The 22,701-nt window shown below is 44.6% G+C and carries 16 protein-coding genes; 10 read left to right on the top strand and 6 right to left on the bottom strand.

Features of this window, described 5'->3' with window-relative positions:
- Window positions 1-2: 2 nt before the first annotated feature.
- A complete protein-coding gene (locus BZA03_RS13105) occupies window positions 3-587 on the top strand; it encodes an HAD family phosphatase (protein ID WP_014977981.1) in 585 nt (194 codons plus the stop codon).
- 74 nt (window positions 588-661) lie between these two features.
- On the opposite strand, the gene BZA03_RS13100 is transcribed toward BZA03_RS13105, so the two are convergent.
- The gene (locus BZA03_RS13100) at window positions 662-1,276 is read right to left on the bottom strand and encodes a hypothetical protein (protein ID WP_230633747.1); all 615 of its coding nucleotides are present in this window, start codon (window positions 1,274-1,276) and stop codon (window positions 662-664) included.
- Window positions 1,277-1,508: 232 nt separating this feature from the next.
- Here BZA03_RS13100 and BZA03_RS13095 point away from each other — a divergent pair, with 232 nt between their 5' ends.
- The gene (locus BZA03_RS13095; RefSeq protein WP_039226852.1) at window positions 1,509-2,372 is read left to right on the top strand and encodes an alpha/beta hydrolase; all 864 of its coding nucleotides are present in this window, start codon (window positions 1,509-1,511) and stop codon (window positions 2,370-2,372) included.
- Window positions 2,373-2,782: 410 nt separating this feature from the next.
- Here the strand turns inward: BZA03_RS13095 and BZA03_RS13085 are convergent, their stop codons facing one another.
- Window positions 2,783-3,784, bottom strand: a complete 1,002-nt coding sequence (locus tag BZA03_RS13085) for a LacI family DNA-binding transcriptional regulator (RefSeq protein WP_014947876.1) — start codon at window positions 3,782-3,784, stop codon at window positions 2,783-2,785.
- A 328-nt stretch (window positions 3,785-4,112) separates the two neighbouring features.
- Between BZA03_RS13085 and BZA03_RS13080 the strand changes: the two genes are divergently transcribed.
- From BZA03_RS13080 to BZA03_RS13045, 8 genes are all read left to right on the top strand, one after another.
- Window positions 4,113-5,132 carry an aldose epimerase family protein gene (locus tag BZA03_RS13080; RefSeq protein WP_110289014.1) on the top strand — a complete coding sequence of 340 codons (1,020 nt, stop codon included), beginning with the start codon at window positions 4,113-4,115 and terminating at the stop codon, window positions 5,130-5,132.
- A 172-nt stretch (window positions 5,133-5,304) separates the two neighbouring features.
- Window positions 5,305-6,360, top strand: coding sequence for a UDP-glucose--hexose-1-phosphate uridylyltransferase (locus BZA03_RS13075; RefSeq protein ID WP_039225896.1), 1,056 nt, complete (start codon window positions 5,305-5,307; stop codon window positions 6,358-6,360).
- Entirely contained in the window at window positions 6,353-7,492 is a 1,140-nt protein-coding gene (gene galK, locus BZA03_RS13070) for a galactokinase (RefSeq protein ID WP_110289069.1), read from the top strand. The genes BZA03_RS13075 and galK overlap by 8 nt, the downstream gene beginning before the upstream one ends.
- A gap of 357 nt (window positions 7,493-7,849) precedes the next feature.
- A complete protein-coding gene (locus tag BZA03_RS13065; RefSeq protein ID WP_014975374.1) occupies window positions 7,850-9,412 on the top strand; it encodes a sodium/sugar symporter in 1,563 nt (520 codons plus the stop codon).
- A 267-nt stretch (window positions 9,413-9,679) separates the two neighbouring features.
- Window positions 9,680-10,264, top strand: a complete 585-nt coding sequence (locus tag BZA03_RS13060) for a single-stranded DNA-binding protein (protein ID WP_039217393.1) — start codon at window positions 9,680-9,682, stop codon at window positions 10,262-10,264.
- Window positions 10,265-10,472: 208 nt separating this feature from the next.
- Window positions 10,473-11,426, top strand: a complete 954-nt coding sequence (locus tag BZA03_RS13055; RefSeq protein ID WP_110289013.1) for a hypothetical protein — start codon at window positions 10,473-10,475, stop codon at window positions 11,424-11,426.
- A gap of 179 nt (window positions 11,427-11,605) precedes the next feature.
- Complete coding sequence (locus BZA03_RS13050) at window positions 11,606-12,892, top strand: dienelactone hydrolase family protein (RefSeq protein ID WP_181417298.1); 1,287 nt, start codon at window positions 11,606-11,608, stop codon at window positions 12,890-12,892.
- A gap of 170 nt (window positions 12,893-13,062) precedes the next feature.
- Window positions 13,063-14,160 carry a lipopolysaccharide assembly protein LapB gene (locus BZA03_RS13045; RefSeq protein ID WP_110289011.1) on the top strand — a complete coding sequence of 366 codons (1,098 nt, stop codon included), beginning with the start codon at window positions 13,063-13,065 and terminating at the stop codon, window positions 14,158-14,160.
- A 36-nt stretch (window positions 14,161-14,196) separates the two neighbouring features.
- Here the strand turns inward: BZA03_RS13045 and BZA03_RS13040 are convergent, their stop codons facing one another.
- The 4 genes from BZA03_RS13040 to glpK form a co-directional block, all read right to left on the bottom strand.
- Complete coding sequence (locus BZA03_RS13040) at window positions 14,197-16,326, bottom strand: alpha-galactosidase (protein WP_075177611.1); 2,130 nt, start codon at window positions 16,324-16,326, stop codon at window positions 14,197-14,199.
- Window positions 16,327-16,635: 309 nt separating this feature from the next.
- Complete coding sequence (locus BZA03_RS13035) at window positions 16,636-18,090, bottom strand: SLC5 family protein (RefSeq protein ID WP_075177610.1); 1,455 nt, start codon at window positions 18,088-18,090, stop codon at window positions 16,636-16,638.
- 66 nt (window positions 18,091-18,156) lie between these two features.
- A complete protein-coding gene (locus BZA03_RS13030; protein ID WP_075177609.1) occupies window positions 18,157-20,904 on the bottom strand; it encodes a TonB-dependent receptor in 2,748 nt (915 codons plus the stop codon).
- A 305-nt stretch (window positions 20,905-21,209) separates the two neighbouring features.
- Window positions 21,210-22,694 (bottom strand): glycerol kinase GlpK, encoded by a 1,485-nt coding sequence (gene glpK / locus BZA03_RS13025; protein WP_014977992.1) that lies wholly within the window; start codon window positions 22,692-22,694, stop codon window positions 21,210-21,212.
- Window positions 22,695-22,701 lie beyond the last annotated feature (7 nt).

The raw sequence follows: 22,701 nt of genomic DNA, 5'->3' as shown, positions 1-22,701 counted from the left end.
CCATGATTGACCTAAGCAGCTACAAAGCCATTATTTTTGATATGGATGGCACCTTGGTCGATTCAATGGGCGCGCATATTGATGCGTGGCAGCTTACGTGCGATGCGTTTGGTTATCCCTTCGACCGAGACTACCAATACAGTTTAGGTGGTGTTCCTACCTTTGAAACTGTACATCTTATGAATGCAAAGTATGGCAAAAGCCATGATCCAGCAGAGGTTGCTTTATATAAAAAACAGGCGTTTGAAGGGCTAGACCATGTGCCAAGGCTTATCCAAGATACCCTGGACGTGTTTAACCATTATAAGGGAAGCATGCCCATTGCAGTGGGGACAGGTTCAGATAGGCAGCACGCGCAAATGGTGTTAAATGAACACGGCCTGCTAGCCCAATTATCTGCGCTGGTTACAGCCGATGACGTCACTCAAGGTAAACCTCACCCTGAAACCTTTGTGCGTGCGGCAGAATTAATGGGTGTAGCACCACAGCATTGTGTGGTGTTTGAAGATACCGACATGGGACGAAAAGCGGCGGTTGACGGTGGCATGGCGTGCTTTATGGTCGACAATACGCGGCTTATCTACTGAATCTTACCCAGATTGAAAGTTCGAGCTTAGGGCTTACGCTCACTCAATCGCGTTCACTTTATAGTTTCTTAGGCTTATACCGCCTCTAGTTCGCTTAGCGCATTTCCGCAGTTGTGTAACAGTGAAGACTTTATACGTTTGGTGGCATCATCAATGGCGGTTTTCATTGCATCGATAGCAATCTGATTGCTCTCTTTTTCACTGACACTGGCGTTCACATTCATGCTTTGCCCTCTGAAGGTGGTGGCGGGTGAATACTCATCGGCATAGTCAGGTTTGTACTTAACATTAAGCACCACGGTGGCAACCATATTACTTCCTAAGGTTTTTATAAACGCGCGGTTTAGTACTACTTTCACGCTGTTGGCTGCTTCAATATCTGGGCTGACATTCATCGCTTCTAAGCTTTGCTGTAACAGTGAATAGAGCGTGTCTTCTGTTACATTACTGCTTCCAACGAGCAAGTCTTTACTCGACCGTATGTCGATTAGTTCTGCCAAGTTAATTGGACAAGCTTTCGCTTTAGACATGGTTAGCTGATAGTCTTTTCTCTGCGACGCAGGAATTAATGATGAGTCAAGCTCGGGTGGCGTAGACTCGCAGGCAATAAGTAAGGGTAGGGCACAACAGGCAACAATAAGTCGAGCTGGTGATGTAGCGTAAGACATGGAAAATGTTCTACTTTTCATTAAATTATTTTTGTTTTATGCAGATAAATTATGCAAGTAATATTGTCTTTAGTATAAGAAAGTTTGTATCGCTAAGAAACAGAACAACTGTTGCAAACTGTTACAGCTTGTTTAGCATAGGTGTGGGACTGTTGATTTTGCTGAGCGAGTTTTTGATCAGCGACACAACCATTACACCTATGTAACCTGAATAAAAATTTCGCCATAACCATTCAACACGGACAGTTCTTTAATGATGAGCTTAAAAAACGCGGTAATTAGTGTAGTTGCAAGTGTGTCACTTATTGGGTGCGCAATTAACGTGTCCCCTTCGGCCTTCTTTTATCAAGACACTCAGCAAAAGCCCCTTGATACTACGAAGCTACACGCGGCAATTCAAAAAGACAAAACCTCAGCGGGCATAACCCGTGTTGAAGTTAAAAATGAAGCTGGGTTAACTTTGAGAGGCGTTGCTGTTTCTTACCCTGACCCTATTGTTAACATTGTTTTCTTTGCAGACAATCGTATGCCTGTAAGCGAAAACAACAGCGTTATTCATAGACTGGGTAAGTTGCCCGCTAATATATTGTGGCTCGATTATCAGGGAGTAGGAGCCAGTGATAAAGCGAAGGACTTAAGTATTAACGCTATCAAACAAGATGCGTTAACCCAGTTTGACTATGTAGCAAGTGCGTTTGACGCCTCAATTCCCACTATCGTTCACGGCCGAGGTATAGGCAGCTATTTCGCAAGCTATGTTGCTGCAAATAGAAAGATAGACGCTTTAGTATTAGACGGCGCTTTCAATAATATCTCTGATTTAATTGCCAACATGGTGCCAGGCTTCTCTAATTCATTCACAAACATGAAGCTTCACGATGAAGTTCATAGTATGCAAATAGCCCCAATCTTGCGTCACTATGAAGGACCGCTATGGCTAGTGGTGGGTGAGGAAGACAAAATAACGCCTTACCCGATAAGTCAGCAGCTATTAGAAGATGCATCAAGTAGCGAAAAGTATATTTCGGTCATTCCTGGTGCGACGCACAACGCAACGCTAAAAAGTGACTATGCCATACAAGAGTACAAACAGTTTTTAGCAAGATTCACTCAGTAATAGAAACCTTACTCGTTGTGGATAAGTAGTGGAAAACCTTGTTGGTAAGTCTGTTAATAGCCATATAGAACAACAGATCACGATCTTTTCATGACTTTCTGGTCGGATCACGAAATGTCAGTTAAATCAAGCGCTGTAGAGCAACTGTGCTCGATCTTAATCTTTTTTGATCGTAAAGCTGTGCAGGATCAGGCAATTTTACTCTTTGGGGATAAAAGTTCGAGGCAAAACGATCAAGCGGGTATTTTTGTCAATAGTTTCGTCTCATGAAATTTTTAGAACACAGTTGCTCAACTATACATCGAATTACGATTAATCATCCATCAAACTGGCTTGTAAGTGATTAAATAAAATACCCGCCATAGGCGGGGATTTTTTTTGTCTATTAATTTTGAAAGGAAAACGAACAGCTAAACCCTAACCATTGAATCTCGTTTTACTACTGTAGGAGTATATTTAAAGGTAAGCCCATCTTCTGGTTTGCTTCCCGATGCATACTTCAATGCAAGTTCCGCCGCTTTTGCTGCCATCATTTCTACTGGATAACGCAGAGTCGTTAATTTAGGACGACAGTACTTTGCTAACAGCACATCATCGTATCCCATCACAGAAACTTGTTCTGGAACTGAAATACCATGATCCTGCAGCATGGTCATAGCACCAGATGCCATAGCATCGTTATAAGCCAAAACAGCAGTGAATTTTGCACCAGTAGCAAGCAAGTTTTGCATTGCCAGTTCACCACCTTCCTGATCGGGCGTAGCATACTCAATCATGCTTTCAGGCAAGCTTAAATTCGCATTGTTAACTGCGTTTCTAATCCCTTCGAGGCGATGATTAGGATCGTCTATGCGATACTGACTGCTTATCACCGCGACATGTTCATGGCCTTGGTTGATGGCATATTCCGCCATAAGGCGACCACCGGTAACGTTATCAAGCCACACACAACGATTTGCTATTTCTGGTATATAGCGGTTAATTAATACAAAGCCTGGAACTTGGTTTGCAAAACCGATCAGGGTCTCGTCATCAAGTGCTTTGCTGTGCACTACCATGGCTTCTACTCGATGCTCTAGCAGTGTTTCAATAGCGCGAAGTTCAGTCTCTTTTTCAATAGAGCCGGCACTTAATAAAATTTGAACGTTATTTTTGCGGGTAATGGACTCCACACCGTGGGCTAACATAGCGAAAAATGGGTCGTGGAGCTCAGCAATGACAACGCCTAAAGATGCGCTACGTTTGGTTACAAGTGCCCGCGCATTAGCGTTGGGACGATAACCCATTTCTTCCATGATTTTTTTGACACGCTTGCGAGTATCATTGCCCACTTTAGGACCATTATTAATAACTCTTGATACGGTCGCTAATGAAACGCCAGCGGCTTGGGCGATATCTTTTATTGTTGCCATTTTCTTTCAAACTTCGTTTTATTGCGTGGAGTGTCGATTGACCTGATTGCCATAGCGTACATTATATTTACAAAAAAAGATAAAATTCTAACGCTTAGCTTGTGGTGTCTTTTACGGGGCTGAGATGCATTAGAGAGATGAAGAGCGTTAGATTACCTAAGTGGTTTTACCTTCTATGATTGTTAATCAAACCGCTGTAAAAAAGAATGGAAAACGTATAACCTCCTAGGCATTCTGAAAGATTGCATTATTCATTAATGTATAAAAAATGTGTGGTAGGTTGGAACGCGTCAGTTTACTAAGCACGTCTTAAGGTAAAAATTTTGTTATGAAAATAAATGTATCTGCATTTGGTGAAGTTGAAGGCGAAGTCATAAACGCCTTTACGTTAACTAACGACAACGGCATGTCAGTTACCTTGCTTAACTACGGTGGAATTATTAAAGAAATTCATTTCCCGAATGCAGAAGGTGAATCGGTAAGTTGTGTCCAAACTTTCGAGACTCTACAAGACTATATAGATGACCCGAGCTATCGCGGTGCGATCGTAGGACGCTACGCAAACCGAATTGGACATGGCTCGTTTGCGTTAAATGGAACAGATTACACCTTAGATAAAAATGGCGGTGAACATAATCTACACGGCGGCCTAGCTGGATTTCATAAGAAGGTTTGGGCGGCAAGCGTCCAAGAGACGACAGACAGTGTGGCTGTAACATTTACCTTAACTAGTCCTGATGGGGAAGGTGGCTTTCCCGGAACTGTTAATGTAAAGGCATGCTATTCCCTTGATCAAAACAACGAGTTATCTCTTGTGATCACCGCAAACACAGACAAAGAAACCCCGCTTAGTTTCACGCAGCATGCTTACTTCACGTTGAGCAACGACCCGCAAGTGGGTAATACATTGCTACATATAGATGCTGACAAAGTAACGGACGCAGATAGCACCTTGCTGCCAACTGGAAAACTGGTCGAAGTTGCCAATACTCCCTTCGATTTCACGAAACCTACAGCAATAAAAGAAAGGGCAGAGCAATCTAATTCCCATCCATTATTTGATAGGGTGGGAGGCTACGACCACAACTATGTACTCCGTGATACGCCTGAGCATACCCCACAAGCAACCGTAAAAGCACTTGATACAGGTATTGCTATGTCGTTATTTACTAACTTGCCGGGTTTGCAGTTTTATACTGGCGGGTTGAAAACCGACGATCAGCTTGGTGCCTTGTGCTTAGAACCACAGCATTTCCCGGATGCACCCAATAAGCCCGAGTTTCCAAACTGTTTCGTAAAACCCGGGGAAACCTTCAAAGCAAGTATGCGATACAAGTTCAGCGCATAGAAATCGTTATGTAGTGACAAAAGAAAATTATTTGTTATCAATTTAACAATTAATTTTCTTTGTTACGCAATTGATAAACGTAGAAGCTTGCTATATCATTATCAGGGTAAACGTTTAACCCTATTTGATGTTGCGCATTAGAGCGTAGCAGGCTAATTCAGAGAGAGTGATTATGGGAACCCCTTTCGACCCTACCAACGATCCACATCGCCGTTACAACCCTTTGTTGGGTGAGTGGGTGTTAGTGTCGCCTCACAGAGCGAAGCGCCCTTGGCAGGGAGCCTCAGAAGAGCCAAACAACGAACAAAAGCCATCTTACGACTCTACGTGTTATTTATGTCCAACAAACACCCGCGTGAATGGTGAAGTTAACCCTGACTACAAAGGTACGTTTGTTTTTCAAAACGATTTTGCCGCCCTTAAGCAAGATACAGAACAAGCCAGTGAGAAAAAGGGACTGTTTCAGTTCGAAACTGAGCAAGGCTGCAGTCGTGTTATTTGTTTTTCCCCTGATCACAGCAAAACGTTACCTGAGCTTTCCGATGAAGAACGCGTAGACGTAGTCAACACGTGGAAAGCACAAACCGCTGAACTTGGTGAAACCTATCGCTGGGTACAAGTTTTTGAAAACAAAGGCTCGATGATGGGGTGTTCAAATCCTCACCCTCATGGTCAAGTATGGGCGCAGCAGCATGTGCCTACCGACCCAGCGAAAAAAGTCGTGCAGCTACAGCAATACTTTGGTGAAAACGGCACGCCTATGCTGTTGGACTATGCCGAACAAGAGGTAACGAAGCAAGAGCGAGTCGTGTGTCAAAATGATGATTGGGTTGTAGTTGTACCGTACTGGGCCGCTTGGCCTTTTGAGACGCTACTGTTACCTAGATTTGACGTGCAATCTATGCACATGCTCTCGGATTCTCAGTCACTATCTCTTGCTAAGATCATTGGCGAAATTACAGCGAAGTACGACAACTTATTTGAAACGTCTTTCCCATACTCTATGGGATGGCACAGTGCCCCATTTGATAGTGAAGCGCACCCTGAATGGACGCTACATGCGCATTTCTTCCCACCACTTCTGCGCTCAGCAAGTGTACGCAAGTTTATGGTTGGGTACGAAATGATGGCAGAGGCACAGCGAGATTTGACCCCTGAACAAGCGGCAGACAGATTAAAAGCACTATCCACAGTGCACTATAAGAAACGTGAGAATGCGAATGGATAATCAAGTACTTTCTTCTAATTTTGAAACGCATTACGGCGAGGTGCCAGCGTTAATCGCACATGCGCCGGGTCGAGTGAACATTATTGGTGAGCATACCGATTATAACGAAGGGTTCGTATTTCCGGCTGCAATCAACTTTGGAACGTGGGTTGCGGCAACAAAGCGCGCAGATAACGACATCGTGGTTACCGCGATGGACTACGAAAATCAACAAAACCAGTTTTCGTTGTCAGACATTAACTATGACGAAGAACAAGGGTGGGCAAACTATGTTCGCGGCGTAGTGAGAGTACTTAAAGAGGCCATTCCAGATTTTGGCGGCGCTAACTTATTGGTTACGGGCAATGTGCCACAAGGCGCTGGGTTAAGCTCTTCGGCATCTTTTGAAGTGGCTATATTAAAAGCGTTAAGCGCGCTGTATGAGTTGCCCCTCGATGGCGTACAGGCTGCACTGTTAGGCCAGAAAGCCGAGAATACGTTCGTAGGCTGCTCATGCGGAATTATGGATCAGTTAATCTCTGCTATGGGTAATGAAGGCATGGCAATGCTGCTTGATTGCCAGTCGCTAGCCATTGAGCATTCACCACTACCAGACTCGCATCAAATCGTTATCATCAATTCGAATGTTAAACGTGGTTTGGTTGACAGTGAATACAACTTGCGTCGTCAGCAGTGTGAACAAGGCGCGTCGTTATTGGGTGTGTCATCGTTACGCGAAGCAACTATGGAAATGTTAGAAGGCGCTAAAGCACATATGCCAGAGGTGGTTTATCGCCGCGCGAAGCATATTGTTACCGAAAACGCTAGAACACTGGCAGCAAGCCAAGCATTAAAAGCTGGCGACATCGAAACGGTTAGTGAAGCCATGGCGCAATCTCACATCTCCATGCGTGATGACTTTGAAATTACCGTTCGCCCAATCGATTACTTGGTTGAGATCATTGGTGAAGTGCTGGGTAAATCGGGTGGTGTTCGCATGACTGGCGGTGGATTCGGCGGCTGCGTAGTGGCCCTTGTACCTACCGACAAAGTTGAAGCGGTGAAGCAAGTCGTGGCCGACAAGTACTCTGATGAAACAGGGTACAGTGCTGATATTTATGTGTGTACGGCTACACAGGGCGCGTTCGCCTAATTATCGATTTAAATACAGCCTTTATGCACAAACCTCTCCCCTTTCTAAACAATCCTATTCTTTAGAATTGTTTGTGTCCCTTAAGCCGCATCCATTGGTTGCGGCTTTTTTTTTACAAAAAGTGCACATTTCTAGTTAAAAAAAGTAAACAAAGTGTGATACTAATACTACCCGCAATAACGCGATAAGTTTAACGGTGAGTTTTTCACCCATTTATGATTTATTGTGCTTTGCGAAACGCGTTTTAATAACGTGACACTGGTGTGGCAACAACCAATATAATAATAAAAACAATTTTTCACCTGTGTACCCTGCATAACAATCGCCGCACCCAAAATAAGAACTTTGGGAAAAACTATGAAATTAGCATCAATAGATATCACGTTGTTCGTGGTATACGTCGTCGCGCTTGTCGGAATTGCGTGGTGGGTTTCTCGCGAAAAGCAGGGTCATCAAAAAGATACAAATGATTACTTTCTAGCGGGCTCAAGCTTGCCATGGTGGGCAATTGGCGCATCACTCATCGCTGCCAATATCTCTGCCGAACAAATCATCGGCATGTCGGGGTCAGGTTACCAGTTAGGGCTTGCCATTGCGTCTTATGAGTGGATGGCCGCCATTACGCTGCTTATTGTCGGCAAGTTCTTCTTACCTATCTTTCTTAAGCATAAAATTTACACCATGCCTCAATTTCTTGAGCAGCGATATGATCATCGCGTGCGCAAGGTAATGGCAATATTCTGGCTAGGTGTTTATGTTTTTGTAAACTTAACTGCTGTGCTGTGGTTAGGTGCATTGGCCATCAATACCATCGCGGGTGTTGATATGGTTTACGGCATGATGTTCTTAGGCCTTTTCTCGTTAACCTATTCACTTTACGGCGGCTTGAAAGCGGTAGCACTCACCGACATTATTCAAGTCGTGTTGTTGGTTATTGGTGGCTTGTTCCTGTCGTATACGGCGTTAAACCTAATCAGCGACGGCAACGGTGCCATCCAAGGTTTTGTTGACCTTACTAACAAGCTCCCTGAGAAATTCGACATGATATTGTCAGAAGACAACCCGCACTATATGGACTTGCCGGGCATTTCTGTATTGATTGGCGGTATGTGGATCATGAACCTGTCGTATTGGGGCTTTAACCAGTACATCATTCAGCGCACGTTGGCGGCAAAGAGCGTTCAAGAAGCGCAAAAAGGTATTGCGTTTGCGGCTTTCCTAAAACTGCTAATGCCGCTAATTGTGGTATTGCCAGGGATTGCAGCAGTGCTAATTGTGCCAGACTTAGCTAAACCGGACCAAGCATACCCAAGCCTAATGACGCTGATGCCTGTTGGCCTTAAAGGTATTATCTTCGCAGCCTTGGTGGCGGCGATTGTGTCCTCGCTAGCGTCGATGACAAATAGCGTTTCTACTATTTTTACCATGGACCTTTATAAAGATAAGCGTCCAAACGAGTCGCAGCAGCATTATGTGAAAGTGGGTCGTATCGTTAGCTTGGTCGCGCTTATCATTGCTATGGTGGTGGCCAAGCCGCTGTTGGGTAATTTTGATCAAGCATTCCAGTATATCCAGGAATTCACGGGCTTCTTTACACCAGGTATCTGCGCATTGTTCGTTTTAGGTATGTTCTGGAAGAAAACCACAGCAAACGGTGGTCTATTGGCCGCATTAGGCTCATTTGTTTTAAGCATTGTATTTAGACAATTCTGGCCTGAACTGCCGTTTATTGACCGTGTTGGTCTTGTGTTCCTGCTTTGTGTCGCTTTAGCTGTGGTTGTCTCTCTGCTAGAGAAAAAAGGTGTCAGTGAAAACGCTGTCGACCTAAACGAAGTGCAGTTCAAAACCACAAGCGGATTTAATGTAGCATCTATCGCTGTAGTTATCCTTACAGCAGCGTTTTACATTACGTGGTGGTAGCAGACAAGGAAGGGCGTTTTTAATCGCAACGCCCTTGCTAAAATTAGCTAAAAACAACGCGAAAGTTCAGAAGACGCTGACAATAAATTTTGTTAAGTTCTAGAACGTGTTGCAGTTAGTAACGTAAACCTGTGGTGAAAAACTTCAATTTTCCCTCATAAAATACGGTATACTAACCGGCTAATATTCGATGAACTTTCGCGCTTGCTGATGTCTTACTAAGAAGAGTTATACAGCAAGCCACTAAAAACGTTACAGGAGACATCAATGGCAACGAAAGGCGTTAATAAGGTTATTCTTGTTGGAAACCTTGGCAATGATCCTGAAGTTAGATACATGCCTAACGGAAACGCCGTTGCGAACTTAAGCCTAGCAACTAGCGAAAGCTGGAAAGACCAACAGGGTCAGGTTCAAGAGCGCACTGAGTGGCACCGCCTTACAATGTACCGTCGCTTAGCAGAAATTGCCGGAGAGTACCTGAAAAAGGGCTCGCAAATTTATGTTGAAGGTAAATTGCAGACGCGTAAGTGGCAAGATCAACAAGGCCAAGATAGATACACCACTGAAATTATCGTAGACCAAATGCAAATGCTTGGTGGTCGCGGTGGTGAAGGTGGCGGCGGTAACGGTGGTTACCAACGTCCTCAGAACAACCAAGGTGGTTACAACCAGGCGCCTGCACAAGGCGGTTATAACCAAGCGCCACAGCAAGGTGGTGGTCAGCAGGGCGGCTACAACTCAAACCAAGGTGGCGGCTACAATCAAGCGCCTCAAGGTGGCAATCAAGGTCAGCCAAAGAACCCACCAATGGCTGAGCCAGATTTTGACTTCGACGATGACATTCCGTTCTAAGCAAAAACAGTTCACGTGTTGAAAATATTCTAAGAGCCGCTTTAATAGCGGCTCTTTTTTTAAGCTAAGTTCGCCCAATTATGAGATTGGTGCCCGCCATTCTTCCCCCGATTACCTTAAAATAATTTCATCATATTCCCATTGTTGTTTTCCCATAAACGCGATGAGTGAGCTTTAAGAATTACGTGTAAAAGGTTGGGTTTTTGCAGTGTCAGTAGTAGTAACCTTGGTGGCTTTTGTTTTGTTGTGTCTTAAAAGCAGCGTGCTGTTTGCGCAAACAGACGGCGAATGTGAAGGGGAAAGCTGCGCCTCCAAAAAGCCTACAGTAGTATGGTTGCGACCACCCGAGCTTGGAATTGAAGGCAGTGGTGTCAGTATCACTTCAGGGCCCATCTATGACGTCATGGCGTACCTCTCTACACACCTGCATAACTATGAACACCAATTTGAAGCTTATCCGGTTAAACGCGCATGGTCGTTGGTACAGCATCAACAATCCGCACAAAAAGTGTATTGTTTTTATGGCGCCGCTTACCAAGAAGAACGCGCTGAGTGGGGATATTACTCCCAGCCAACCTCTATAAACTTACCGCTACTCATTGTTGCAAGAAAAGCGCTTCAGCCTTCATTGAAAAATGAATTAGATACCGCGCAGTCTCAGCCAACGCAGGGATATTTTGAGTCCATTTCTTTACGCGCTCTGCTTCAGCAAAATTTGAGAACGGTACTCTACAACGATGTGAATAACGTATACGCCGATACTGTTGAGCAATGGGCTACAAAAAACAATGTGGTTCGTTTAAATGGGTTAAGCAAAGACTTAGGCATGCATACCATTGCCCTACTGGAAAGTGGAAGAATAGACTTTGGCTATGTAGGGCACCGCGAGCTTTCAGCATTACCAGAAGAAGAACTCGATGCGCTTAATGTTTATCAAATCAGTGAACTGTCACAGCAGCTAAGAGGAACAAAGCGCTTACTGTGTTCTAAGAGTGAGCTAGGACAAGCGGTAACGAGTGATCTAGACAGCGCGCTGACTCACATTACATCTACGCCTATGAAAAGCCAAACCTTAAGAGACATTAACTTTGTGGCAGATGGATACCCTTTATTTCTTAAACCGCTTTTTAATGAAAGGTGGAAGCAATACCTTTCAAACTAAAGGCTTTCAAGGTTTCACGTTTTACCTTTTCTTTCATGACAACTCGTGCTTAAACCGCCCTGTTTTATTACCAGCCCTTATTCTTCCTAATCACCAATAATAATAGTGTTTGGCTTGTGCGATACCCGTGACGAGGTATTATAAATTTGCCTGTTAATAACGAGAAAATTCACCAAATTATGAAAACGTTATCCCTACTTTTTGGCGGTGCTGTTCTGGCTTCAGCGACCGCAGCCATATCTCCTTCGGTATCAGCTGCTCAAACGCTTTATAAGCCGTTTCCAGCCGACGTAATGCCATCGTTAAGTGAGAAAGGTAACTATGATGTTGGCGTAAAGACAATCGAAGCGGCTTATCCTGTTAAAGTAAAAGACATTGCTGGTAATGAAGTCGAGCGATCACTCACTTTGGAGGTTTGGTATCCTGCAGCAAGCTCGGCTCAAAAGGCCACGTACATTAACGAAACAAGAAGTGGTCAGGTGTTTGAGGTACAAGCTGATGCAAGCCGTGATGCGCCTATTGCCGATGCTGACACTGATTTTCCGGTAATTATTATCTCTCATGGTTATACCGGTTACCGCACCCTTATGTTTTATTTAGGCGAACACCTCGCGTCTCACGGCTATGTAGTAGCGGCAATCGACCACACAGATTCCACAAACAAAGATGTTAATTTTGCAGAAAATCCGTATTCAGGTTTTCCAAGTACGTTATTAAATCGTTCACGAGACCAAGTGCTTACTTTGAACAGCATCAGCGAAAATACCTTTTTTAAAGAGAGTGTGGATGCGAGCAAAGCGGGAGTGATTGGCTATTCAATGGGGGGCTACGGCGCAGTTAGCACGGTAGGAGGATGCTATGCTTTTAACGACCAAACCGCTGCAACCTTCACTGGTACACAAGATCCTAAAGCGGCGGCGTTAATAAAAGAAGCGCTTAACACCTGCGCAGGTGGCAAGGCCAGTAGCGAAGAAGCATTACCAGCCTGGAAAGCGGCGCTAGCACTTGCGCCATGGGGCGGGCAACATCAGCTATTTGATGTGCAATCGCTAAACAATGTTAAAGTTCCTGTTCTTTATGTCGCTGGGGATAACGACGATATTTCTGGCTACGACGGTATAAAGTGGTTATTCGATAATACCGGCAGTAAAGAATCTAAGTTACTAACCATTAAGAATGCACGCCACAATGTTGCACCTCACCCTGCACCTAAAGAAGCTTATGGCAGTGAATTTGATTTGGGAAGTTACATTGAGCCGGCATGGGAAGTGCAAAAGCTTAATGCCATTAACGAGCATTTTGCGCTGGCGCTTATGAACTGCCATGTGAAAGCCTTACCTGAGTATTGCAGCTACCTAAATGTAAATGGCAGCAGTGCACAAGTCCCTGTAAACGGCAAAAAGCCAGAGCCTTGGAAAGGGTTTGATGATCGCTGGGCGTTAGGCTTGGAGATGCAAAGTAAGTAATGCGTTACAAAAGGGTGCTTAAGCACCCTTTTTAATTCTTGTTACATATTTACGCTGTATCTAATTCAATTGTGGCGTAATGTATATGCTTAAACATTTATGTTTTCGTCAGTACCTTCATTTACTATAACGATCAATCGAACTCATCATTAACATCATAAGGAAGTGAAATGAAAATGCGTAAGTTAGTTACTTCAGTGCTTTGTGCCTGTTCTTTTGTTGCTGTCCAACCCTCTGCTTATGCGGAAGCGAATACCGTAAAACAAGGCATAGTTGCTGAAAACAGCAACGACGTAGAGCTATTAAAAGCATCCTTTAAGCAAGGAGATTTCGCCCATGTGGTAGATGTTCTTGATGATGTGAAAAACAAATCACCTGAACAGCACAATATGTTGATTTCTGCGTTGATGAATATCGATTTGGACGATGCCGAAGAGGCGGCTGAGCAATTTATTCTAAAATATAGCGATGACTACAGGGCATACCATACACACGCAAGTGTAATGGGCGCACAGGCTTCAAGTAGCATTTTTTCTGCTCTGGGTTACGCAAAGAAAGCGAAAAAAAGCTTAGAGAGGGCCGTCGAGATTGCTCCCGAAAATGTTGAGGTTTATCAAGCTTTAATGCAATTTCACTTAATGGCGCCATCTATTGCTGGAGGGGATATGGGTGAAGCCATGAACCTAACCCAAAAAATTGCAGCTCTAGACAAAACCGAAGGTCAATTTGCTCTTGCCCGAGTCTATCTGGAAGAGGAACAAGAGACAGAAGCAAAGGCAATATTTGCGTCTCTGATAGACGACGAGCAAACCCAAATTCGCGCTCGTGTTGAACTTGGAAGCTTCTATTTGTCTGATGAGCAATACGACTCTTCGTTCGAGATATTGTCGCCACTCACAGATCTTGAATTAACAGAAGTAACAAAAGCCGAGAATGATGCTTGGGACACTTATCAGAAGCGAAAAAGTAGCCTTATGTATGGAAAGTATCGTTTGGGGCAAGTGGCTGTTGAAAGTGGTGAGTACACAGAAATAGGTATAAAAGCTTTAAAAGACTATCTACAAAACTATGAAACTACGGCTATTGATACAGAGAGCCTACCTACACCTAGTTGGGCACAATTGCGGTTGGCTGAATTGCTGCTCAATGCTGGTCAGATTGATGAAGCGCAGCGCGTTGTAAACACAATGACAGAAGAAAAAGACGAGCGTTTTGCGAAGGTTCTAAAAAAAATCAAAAAGGCTTTGAAAAAGCGAGCAGCGGCGTAACACCGCTTAGCTCGCTTTAGCTTCGAGCCTTCAGCTCTATACCGCTTTAACGGTATAAATCAATGCAGTTTGTGGGAAGAGCACCGGCAGCTGCATACCGTATTTCATCAATACTTCGCCAGAGAATACTTGCCCTTCAGTTTGTTGCAAAATAGACGGGGTGTATTCTTTTAGCTTTTCAGGCCAAACACGCTCAATGGTGTATTGTTTGTTAGCATCAAGACCTGCAAAGTAGAAGCGGTTTGGCGTAGTGCGAACAGTTTCCATAACGCTGTTATATGCAAAAATACCTTCTTGCTTGTCTTTAGACACATAACCAAATTTTACGTTCATGCCGTCATCGTCCATGCGGAATAGGTCGCCGCCGTGGGTGATATGACGATACTTCTTGTAAAGTGAAATAGCATCAGTAAGCACGCTTTGCTCGTGGTCGGTAAGTTCACGTGGGTCCATCTCTATACCCATATGGCCAAACAAGGCTACTGCCGAACGAATCTCAATAGGTAAGTGTCTACCCGTTATATGGCAGTCGCGCGGGCCAACGTGTGCGCCCATTACTTCAGACGGGAAGAAATAAGAACAACCACGCTGAATATACAAACGGTCTAGTGCGTCGTTAGAATCCGACGTCCAGAATCGATCTGTGTGTGGCAAAATACCTAAATCTACACGGCCGCCGCCTGAACAACAGCTTTCTATCTCAATGCCTGGCTTCGCTGCCTTAACGCGGTCTATTAAGCTGTAAAGCGCAGCCATTTGACCATGCATCGCAGGTTTACCGTGAAGGTTGCCAGGGTGGTTTACGTCGCGGTTCATGTCCCATTTGATGTAGCTGATTTTGGGGTACGTCTTCAGTACATCAGTAATCACTTTATAAAGGTACTCAACCACTTCAGGGTTGGTTAAATCCAATACGTACTGATTTCTGAAAGGAACGTGAGGGTTATTCTCGGTTTGCAGCGCCCACTCTGGATGTGCGCGGTAAAGGTCGCTGTCAGGGTTTACCATCTCTGGCTCAAACCAAATACCGAATTCCATGCCAAGGCCAGTAACATGGTCAATTAGCCCGTCTAGTCCTTCAGGATAGATAGCTTCATCAACAAACCAGTCGCCAAGCCCTGCCTTGTCGTTTCTGCGCCCTTTAAACCAACCATCATCTAACACAAAGCGCTCAATGCCCAGTGGTGCAACTTTATCGGCTAAGGCTTTAAGTTCGTCTTCGTTATGATCGAAATAAATTCCTTCCCATGTGTTGTAGTGCACTGGGCGAGGCTTCGATTCAGCACTGTGGTTTAGCACGTTGCTGCGAATGAAGTTATGGAACTGTTGTGATAGCGAAGAGAAACCTTCACAGCCATAGCCTGTGTAAAGCACGGGGGATGTATAGCTTTCGCCAGCGTTAAGTACCACTTCACCTGGAAATAATAACTCACCAAACTGCACATAGCTTCTGCCATCAGCCATAAGCTCGGCGCGAAGCTTGTGGTTTGCAGAAGCGCCAAGGTGATAGCCATAGCACTCACCGTTAAGTTCACCCGTGCCTTGAGGGAATGCAATCAGACCAGGGAAGGTGTCGTGAGATGTTTTGCCTCGGCGATTTTCACGTACATAACTTCCAAAGAAGAGATCGTGATCTTTGGTTTGAAACTCTGCTGACCAGCGGCCTTCAAATGTTTTAATTTTGCTTACGGAAGTAGGCAAGGGCAGGCTAGCGGCATTCAAATAGCCTAAATTGAGCGGTGTTTCGCCACTGTTTTCGAGACGAGAAACGTATTTTACTACACTCGTTTTGTTATCGAGCTCAACAGTTGTGATAAGACGCATACCGCGGCGAGCGTCTTCGCTTACGAAAGCAACAGACTGTGCATCTTCATTTATTTCGGTCAGGCTAAAGCCTGCTGACCACTGGTCGGCATCGCCCGACACTTCAAGACCTGGCTGACCCGTCCAGCCGTCACCGTGAGTCGGTACCAACGTAATCGGCGGTTCAATTACGGGTGCGCATTTGGCTTCTTGACGGGTGTTTAAAACGCTCAGCATTTCTGGTGTTGTACTGTCACTTAATGGCGCACCATAGTAAATGACTTTGGGCATACGACCCTGGCAGTCGAATATTAATGTGGCTTTCTCGTTCGACAAACGAACGAATGATGTGAGTGACGACATAAAAACCTCATTTTACATGCCTAGATGTTTATAGCGCATGTTGTTAAAAGAAAAGATGACTGAAAAGTACAGAAGGAACATCCGTACGGTTTTATGGTTTTACAACGGTTTATCGAGCTTAATACCTGCTTTCTTGCACGGTCGTCGAGTGATTAAATCTGTTTCAATCACGCTTACAGAGTCTTCTCTCTGCTTTCACCTACTTCACAGCGTGTGGCGGAACAAAAATACGCAACAAACCGTACTTTTGCTCCGCCACAACCGTAGTAATCCTAGTTATCTGAACCAGCCAATATATGGCTGACCTTATTAGCCGTGTGCTTCTTCGCTCTCTATCAAACGACCACGCCATTCTGCCTTTTGCTTAAATACAACCCGATTTAAGACAAGGGCGAGGGCAATACAGCAAACCAATGTGACCAACATCAGGTGAATGTAGTGCAGGCCGAAAGGAGCGTGTACAAAGCTAAAGAAAGCGTATAGACCCACACCAAAGACAACTGCCGCTATTCCCGCGTTGGCGTTTACGTTATTAAATAGTAATCCAACAATAAAGATGGAAAGAATAGGCATACTTAACAACCCGAAAAGTTGTTGAAGCAAGTTGATGATGCTTTCTGCTTGCGCGTACACAGGAACCATAACTAGCGATACAATAGTAAGCGCCGCGGTCACAAAGCCGCTTAAGCGTGCAACGTTTGGCTTCTTCTGAAAATACGCCTCGTGTATATCGCAGACATAAAGTGCAGTCGCAGAGTTGAGGTTACTGTTGTAAGTAGTGAGTACTGCGGCAGCGAGGGCCGCTGCAAATACACCTGATAGCCAGCTAGGTAAAACATCACCTACCAACGTACCGTAAGCGGCATCGTTGATATCGCCGTAGAGCTTATACGAAATGATACCTGGAACTACGATAATGGTAGGAACAACGATAAAGCGGATGATCGCTGCAGCGTATACGCCTTTCTGTGCTTCTTTTAAATTAGGTGCAGCCATGGCGCGCTGAGTGATTACCTGATTCGTACTCCAGTAGAAAGTCTGGATAAACACCATACCGGTTAATAACGTGTGCCATGGTAGAGGTGAATCATTATCGCCAATTAGGGTTAAGCGCTCGGCAGGTATGCCCGAGAAATCAAAATCGATTGCGAATAGTGCAAGAACGACAACAACAATCGCCATAGTCAAAAGCAATACGCCAGAATAGGTATCTGAAACTGCAACCGCGCGAAGCCCACCAAAGATAGCGTAGAAGGCACCAATTAATGCAAAAGCGGTGGCAACATACATAAGTGGAATGTCTACATTGAACATGTTAATCATGAAAAGCGAGCCGGTGTAGATTACGGCAGGCATGAAAATAAGACTGCTACCTAGGAAGAAAAGAAGGCCTATTAGTGCTCTTATATGCTTGTTGTTATAGCGCATTTCCAGTAATTCGGTGGTTGTGGTGCACTGATAATGATAATAGACGGGAAGAAAAACTCGCGCGAGAATGATTAGGCCCGCCACTGCGGCAAATTCCCACCACGCAAGCAGTGCCATTTGGTTACCGTTCATCCCTACAAGTTGATCGGTACTTAAATTAGTTAACGTTATTGAGCCCGCGACGTATATCCATGTTAGTCCGCCGCCAGCTAAGAAATATTCTTTGTTTTCGTTGGCTTTACTATGCCCATGACCGCGACACTTTATATAGGTAAGAAGCCCGATAAGTGCGGTGATGAAAATAAAAACGACAAGTTGGGTTAAGCTGCCTGACACGAAAAACTCCTCAGCAGAATAAAGACAAAAGGGGGCAACACCGCCCCCTTGATAGACTAGTTGTTATTAGAAGCTAGCACGAACACCAACAGCGTAACGAGCACCGTCAGCAACTTGTTGAACGAAATGTTCTGATAAGCGACCGCGACGCGTTAGCTCTTCGTCAGTAATGTTAATGCCTTCGAAGAATACCGTAAGAGACTCAGTTACATCGTAACTTACACTCATATCAACTTGGGTGTAAGTCTCAGTGAAACGAGGCTCAGTACCACCAAGAGTGCTTATGGCTTCTTGCATAAAGGTTTCACGATTGTTCAGTGCAACACGCGCTTGGAACGCATCTTTTTCGTAGAACAATGTAATGTTTTGTGAGTTTCCTAAGCCTGGTAGACTAAACTCTGCATCTGAATTAACGATAGTAGCGTTAGCTTGAATACCGAAGCCGCTTTCAAGTGTATGCAACCAAGCAAGCTCTAAGCCTTCAACTTCAAGCGTATCGCCATTGCTAGGACGAAGTACAGTAAATACATACTCGCCGCTTTCTAAGAATTGGCTTTCTTCGAAAAGCTGGCCAGAAATAAAGTCTTCAACTTCTTTATTAAAAACAGCTGCAGACAAATAGCTCGTGTCATCATAATACCACTCTAGTGACACATCCCAGCCGGTAGATTTATATGGCTGGAGCTCTGTATTGCCTTCAGTAGCCTGTAGGTTTCCAGGGCGTGAAACCGTTACGTTAAATACCGGTACTAAGTCGTCCATCATTGGGCGAGTCAACGTTTCCGAGTATGCATATCTCAAGTACAAATCGTCGGTCAACTGCAATTTAACGTTAAGATTAGGCAGAAGACTTGAATAACTATTGGTCGCATTAATCGGTTTGCCTTCGCCATCGTCTTCAAATACTGCATTGAAGTCTGAGTCATCGCCAGGAATAGGCTGAAGGTCCTGTAAAACCTGAACTGTACCATCTACTGATGTATCTGTTTCGCTGTAACGGAAACCAAAGTTAACATCAAGTGGCATGTCTGAAATTTCAGTTGCAAAGTAGAACTGTGCGTACGCACTTAATACTTCTTCGCTCACTACGAATGAATCATTACTTGGCTGAGGGTTGCCGATATTTGTTGCGTCAATCGCTGCGCGAACATCATCGAATGATTGACCTGTAGCGTCAGCAATTTGCTGCACCGCTGCATCAGACGTTGCGAAGTCAAAGAACGCTTCAGGATCGTAGGTAAGCCACTGATTAGGCACACCGCCGAAGTAGTTTTGTGCAGTAAATACACTTAAAAGTTCATCAGGGAAGTCAAAATTGTAGCCGCAATAAACGTTACAACCTGAAGCGAACAAGCGAGTATTAGATTTTTCACGATCTTGGTAGTAGATACCAAAATCTGCTTTGTGGAATGCATTGTCTGAATCAGGTACCCAAGTGAAGTCTGCACGGTACTCACTGATGGTATCTTCCGTGTCAAAACCGTTGCGTTCGTTATAGTGCATGCGGCCTAGCGACGGTGTTTGCAAAGCGGCATCACCACCCGCAACAGTCAATGATGGGGTAGCACCTGTGAAGTCTACACTGTATTCATTGTTGTAACCCACAACAGTGAAGAAGTTGTCGCCACCACTGCTGTCTTCGGCAGTTGAAGTTGAGATATCAATGTTTGCAGTTAAGTTGTCGTTTACTAACCATTCAAAGTTTGCACCGAATGCTTGGATTTCAACGTCTCGACCATAGCGGCGGCGAATAAAGTCAGTCGCACCACCAGCACCTTCTACAATAGTACTTGTTACACCAGTTAGGCTGCCATTATCGTTGAAAGACATGTTGTCGAGGTTACTGTCTGTGAACCAATGACCAACACTGTGCGCGTCTGAGTCAACTTCAAACTTAGAGTAAAGGCCATCTAAGGTAAGCGTCATGTCATCGTTAGGAGCGTACTGAACAACAAGGTTACCAGATGTTCTTTCGCGATCGACTAAATCAACGATTTGGTCAAAGTTCTGTGGGACGTATACATTTCTGTATTGTGCATTGTCTGCGTATTCAGGGTTGTCCAGTTCTGAACGATCAGTAATGTCTACCCCTGGACGCCAGTAGCGCGTTTCTAGCATGTTTGTTTGTAGCTTACGCTGTTGAAATGATGCAGCAGCTAACACACCTAATTTACCATCCATAAAGGTATTGGTAATTAAGCCAGACACTTGCGGCGTTGTTTCTTCAGAAAGGTCTTCGTACATGCCTTTTACACTCGCAACGGCCTTGAAGCCGTCAAATGCGAATGGGCGAGCAGTTGTGATTTCTACGGTTGAACCGATACCACCTTCTTGCATAGAAGCGAGAGGGCTCTTGTAAACTTTTGCACCGCTAATAAGTTCAGCTGGAAGCGTATCGAAACTAAAAGCACGACCTTGGTTTTCTGTAGCAATTTGGCGGCCGTTAACAAGTACGGTGTTAAAATCTGGGCCGAAACCACGCACAGTAATAAATTGACCTTCACCACCTGAACGATCAATGGCAACACCAGTAATTCTTTGTAGTGATTCAGCTACGTTTTGGTCTGGAAATTTACCTAGGTCTTCAGCCGTAATACCGTCGTAAACAACATCAGATGCTTTCTTATCTAGCATTGATGCTTTCAGAGAGCTGGTAAAACCTTTAACTTCGATAACTTCCACTTCTTTATCGGTAGCAGTAGTTGCTTCCTGAGCCAGTGAAATAGGGGCATGTAGGGCAGAGGCGATAGCAACACCTAAAAGTGAGCGTTTCGCGATAGGGCCTAACTGTGATGTGTTAATTTTATGTGTCACTGTGTTTTCTCCGTGAGTAGGCTACGTTTTAACGTACTTTGCACTTAAATTACGTTTTTAGTATGTGCGGATCAAGCTTATTAACAATACTTTTACACATTTAACGTTATATTTTCGTGATTATTATTTGTAACTTTATGAAAAATATAGCGTTTCTTATTTAAGGTAAAAGGTGAAACGTTTACCTTGAATCCAATACTAGCACAAAATGACAATGTAATTACAATGTTATAAAAAATTTTTTTGTATAAAAAAAGTGCGGTCTATAGCCGCACTTTATTAACAATCAGAAAAATAAAGGAAAATTAGCTGCAGCGGATACGGTCGACGGCGGCTTTCCAACCATCATAGGCTTGATCACGTTCTTGCTTGGTCAATCTTGGAGTGAAAACGCTATCACTCTTCCAACAATGGGTTAAATCGTCGATTGAATTGAAGACACCAGCCTGTAATCCTGCTAAGAAGGCAGCACCAAGAGCGGTGGTTTCCGTAATCTCAGGGCGCTCTACTTCAGCGCCCAATATGTCTGAAAGAAAGCCCATAACCCAATCATTACGCGACATACCGCCATCTACACGAATAGTTGTGGGGCGAGCGCCATCGCTTTCCATTGCTTTTTGCAGGTCCTTCGTCTGGTAGCAAACAGACTGAAGTCCCGCAGCAACGATTTCGCTAATGCCTGTGTCGCGGGTTAAACCTAAAATTGCGCCACGGGCATCTGGATCCCAATAAGGTGCGCCTAAACCAGTAAATGCCGGGACAAGGAAGACGCCGTTATCTTGTCTTGCTCGCTGTGCAAGTGCCTCAGATTCGGCGGCATCGTCGATAAGCTTCAGACCATCTCTGAGCCATTGAACGGTTGCGCCGGCCATAAAAATACTGCCTTCAAGCGCATAAGTCGTTTTTCCGTTTAAACGATACCCAACGGTGGTGAGTAATCGGTTTTTCGATTGCAAAGGGGCGTCACCAGTGTTCAATATCATAAAACAGCCGGTACCGTAGGTGCTCTTGGCCATGCCTTTTTCAAAGCACGCTTGGCCTACTAATGCTGCTTGCTGGTCGCCTGCTACGCCTTGGATAGGAATAGCTCTGCCTATGATGTCTTCTTTCGTTACACCAAAGTCAGCCGCACAGTCCATCACCTCGGGTAGCATTGAGCGTGGGATATTGAATTTATCTAGTAACTTCTCATCCCAGCATTGGTTATTGATGTCGAACAGCATTGTACGCGAGGCATTGGTGGCATCAGTTTTGTGTGACTCACCACCCGTTAAGCGCCATATAAGGAACGTGTCTACGGTTCCAAACAGCAGCTCTCCGTCCTCGGCTTGCTGTCTTGCACCTTCTACATTGTCTAATATCCAAGCTACTTTTGTGGCTGAGAAATAAGGGTCTAATAGAAGCCCTGTCGATTCAGTAATGTGTGAGACGAGCTCTTCGTCTTCGCTTAAATCACGACAAAGCTGGGCTGTGCGTCTGTCTTGCCAAACGATAGCCGGGTAGACAGGCTCGCCAGTGTTTTTATTCCACACTAAGGTTGTTTCGCGCTGGTTAGTGATACCAACGGCTGCGATATCTGAGGGTGTTAATGAACATTTATTGAAAACTTCTTTGAGGGTAGAGACAACGCTTTCCCAAATTTCCTCTGGATCATGCTCAACCCAGCCATCTTTCGGATATTTTTGAGAGAATTCCTGCTGTGCAATAGCGTCTATACTGCCCTTTGGAGAAAAAATGATGCTGCGAGAGCTTGTTGTACCTTGGTCAATGGCAAGGATATGTTGTCCCATAAGGTCA

This window comes from Alteromonas sp. I10 (assembly GCF_003201515.1).
GTDB lineage: Bacteria > Pseudomonadota > Gammaproteobacteria > Enterobacterales > Alteromonadaceae > Alteromonas > Alteromonas macleodii.
This window is presented reverse-complemented; position numbering and strand designations above follow the sequence as displayed.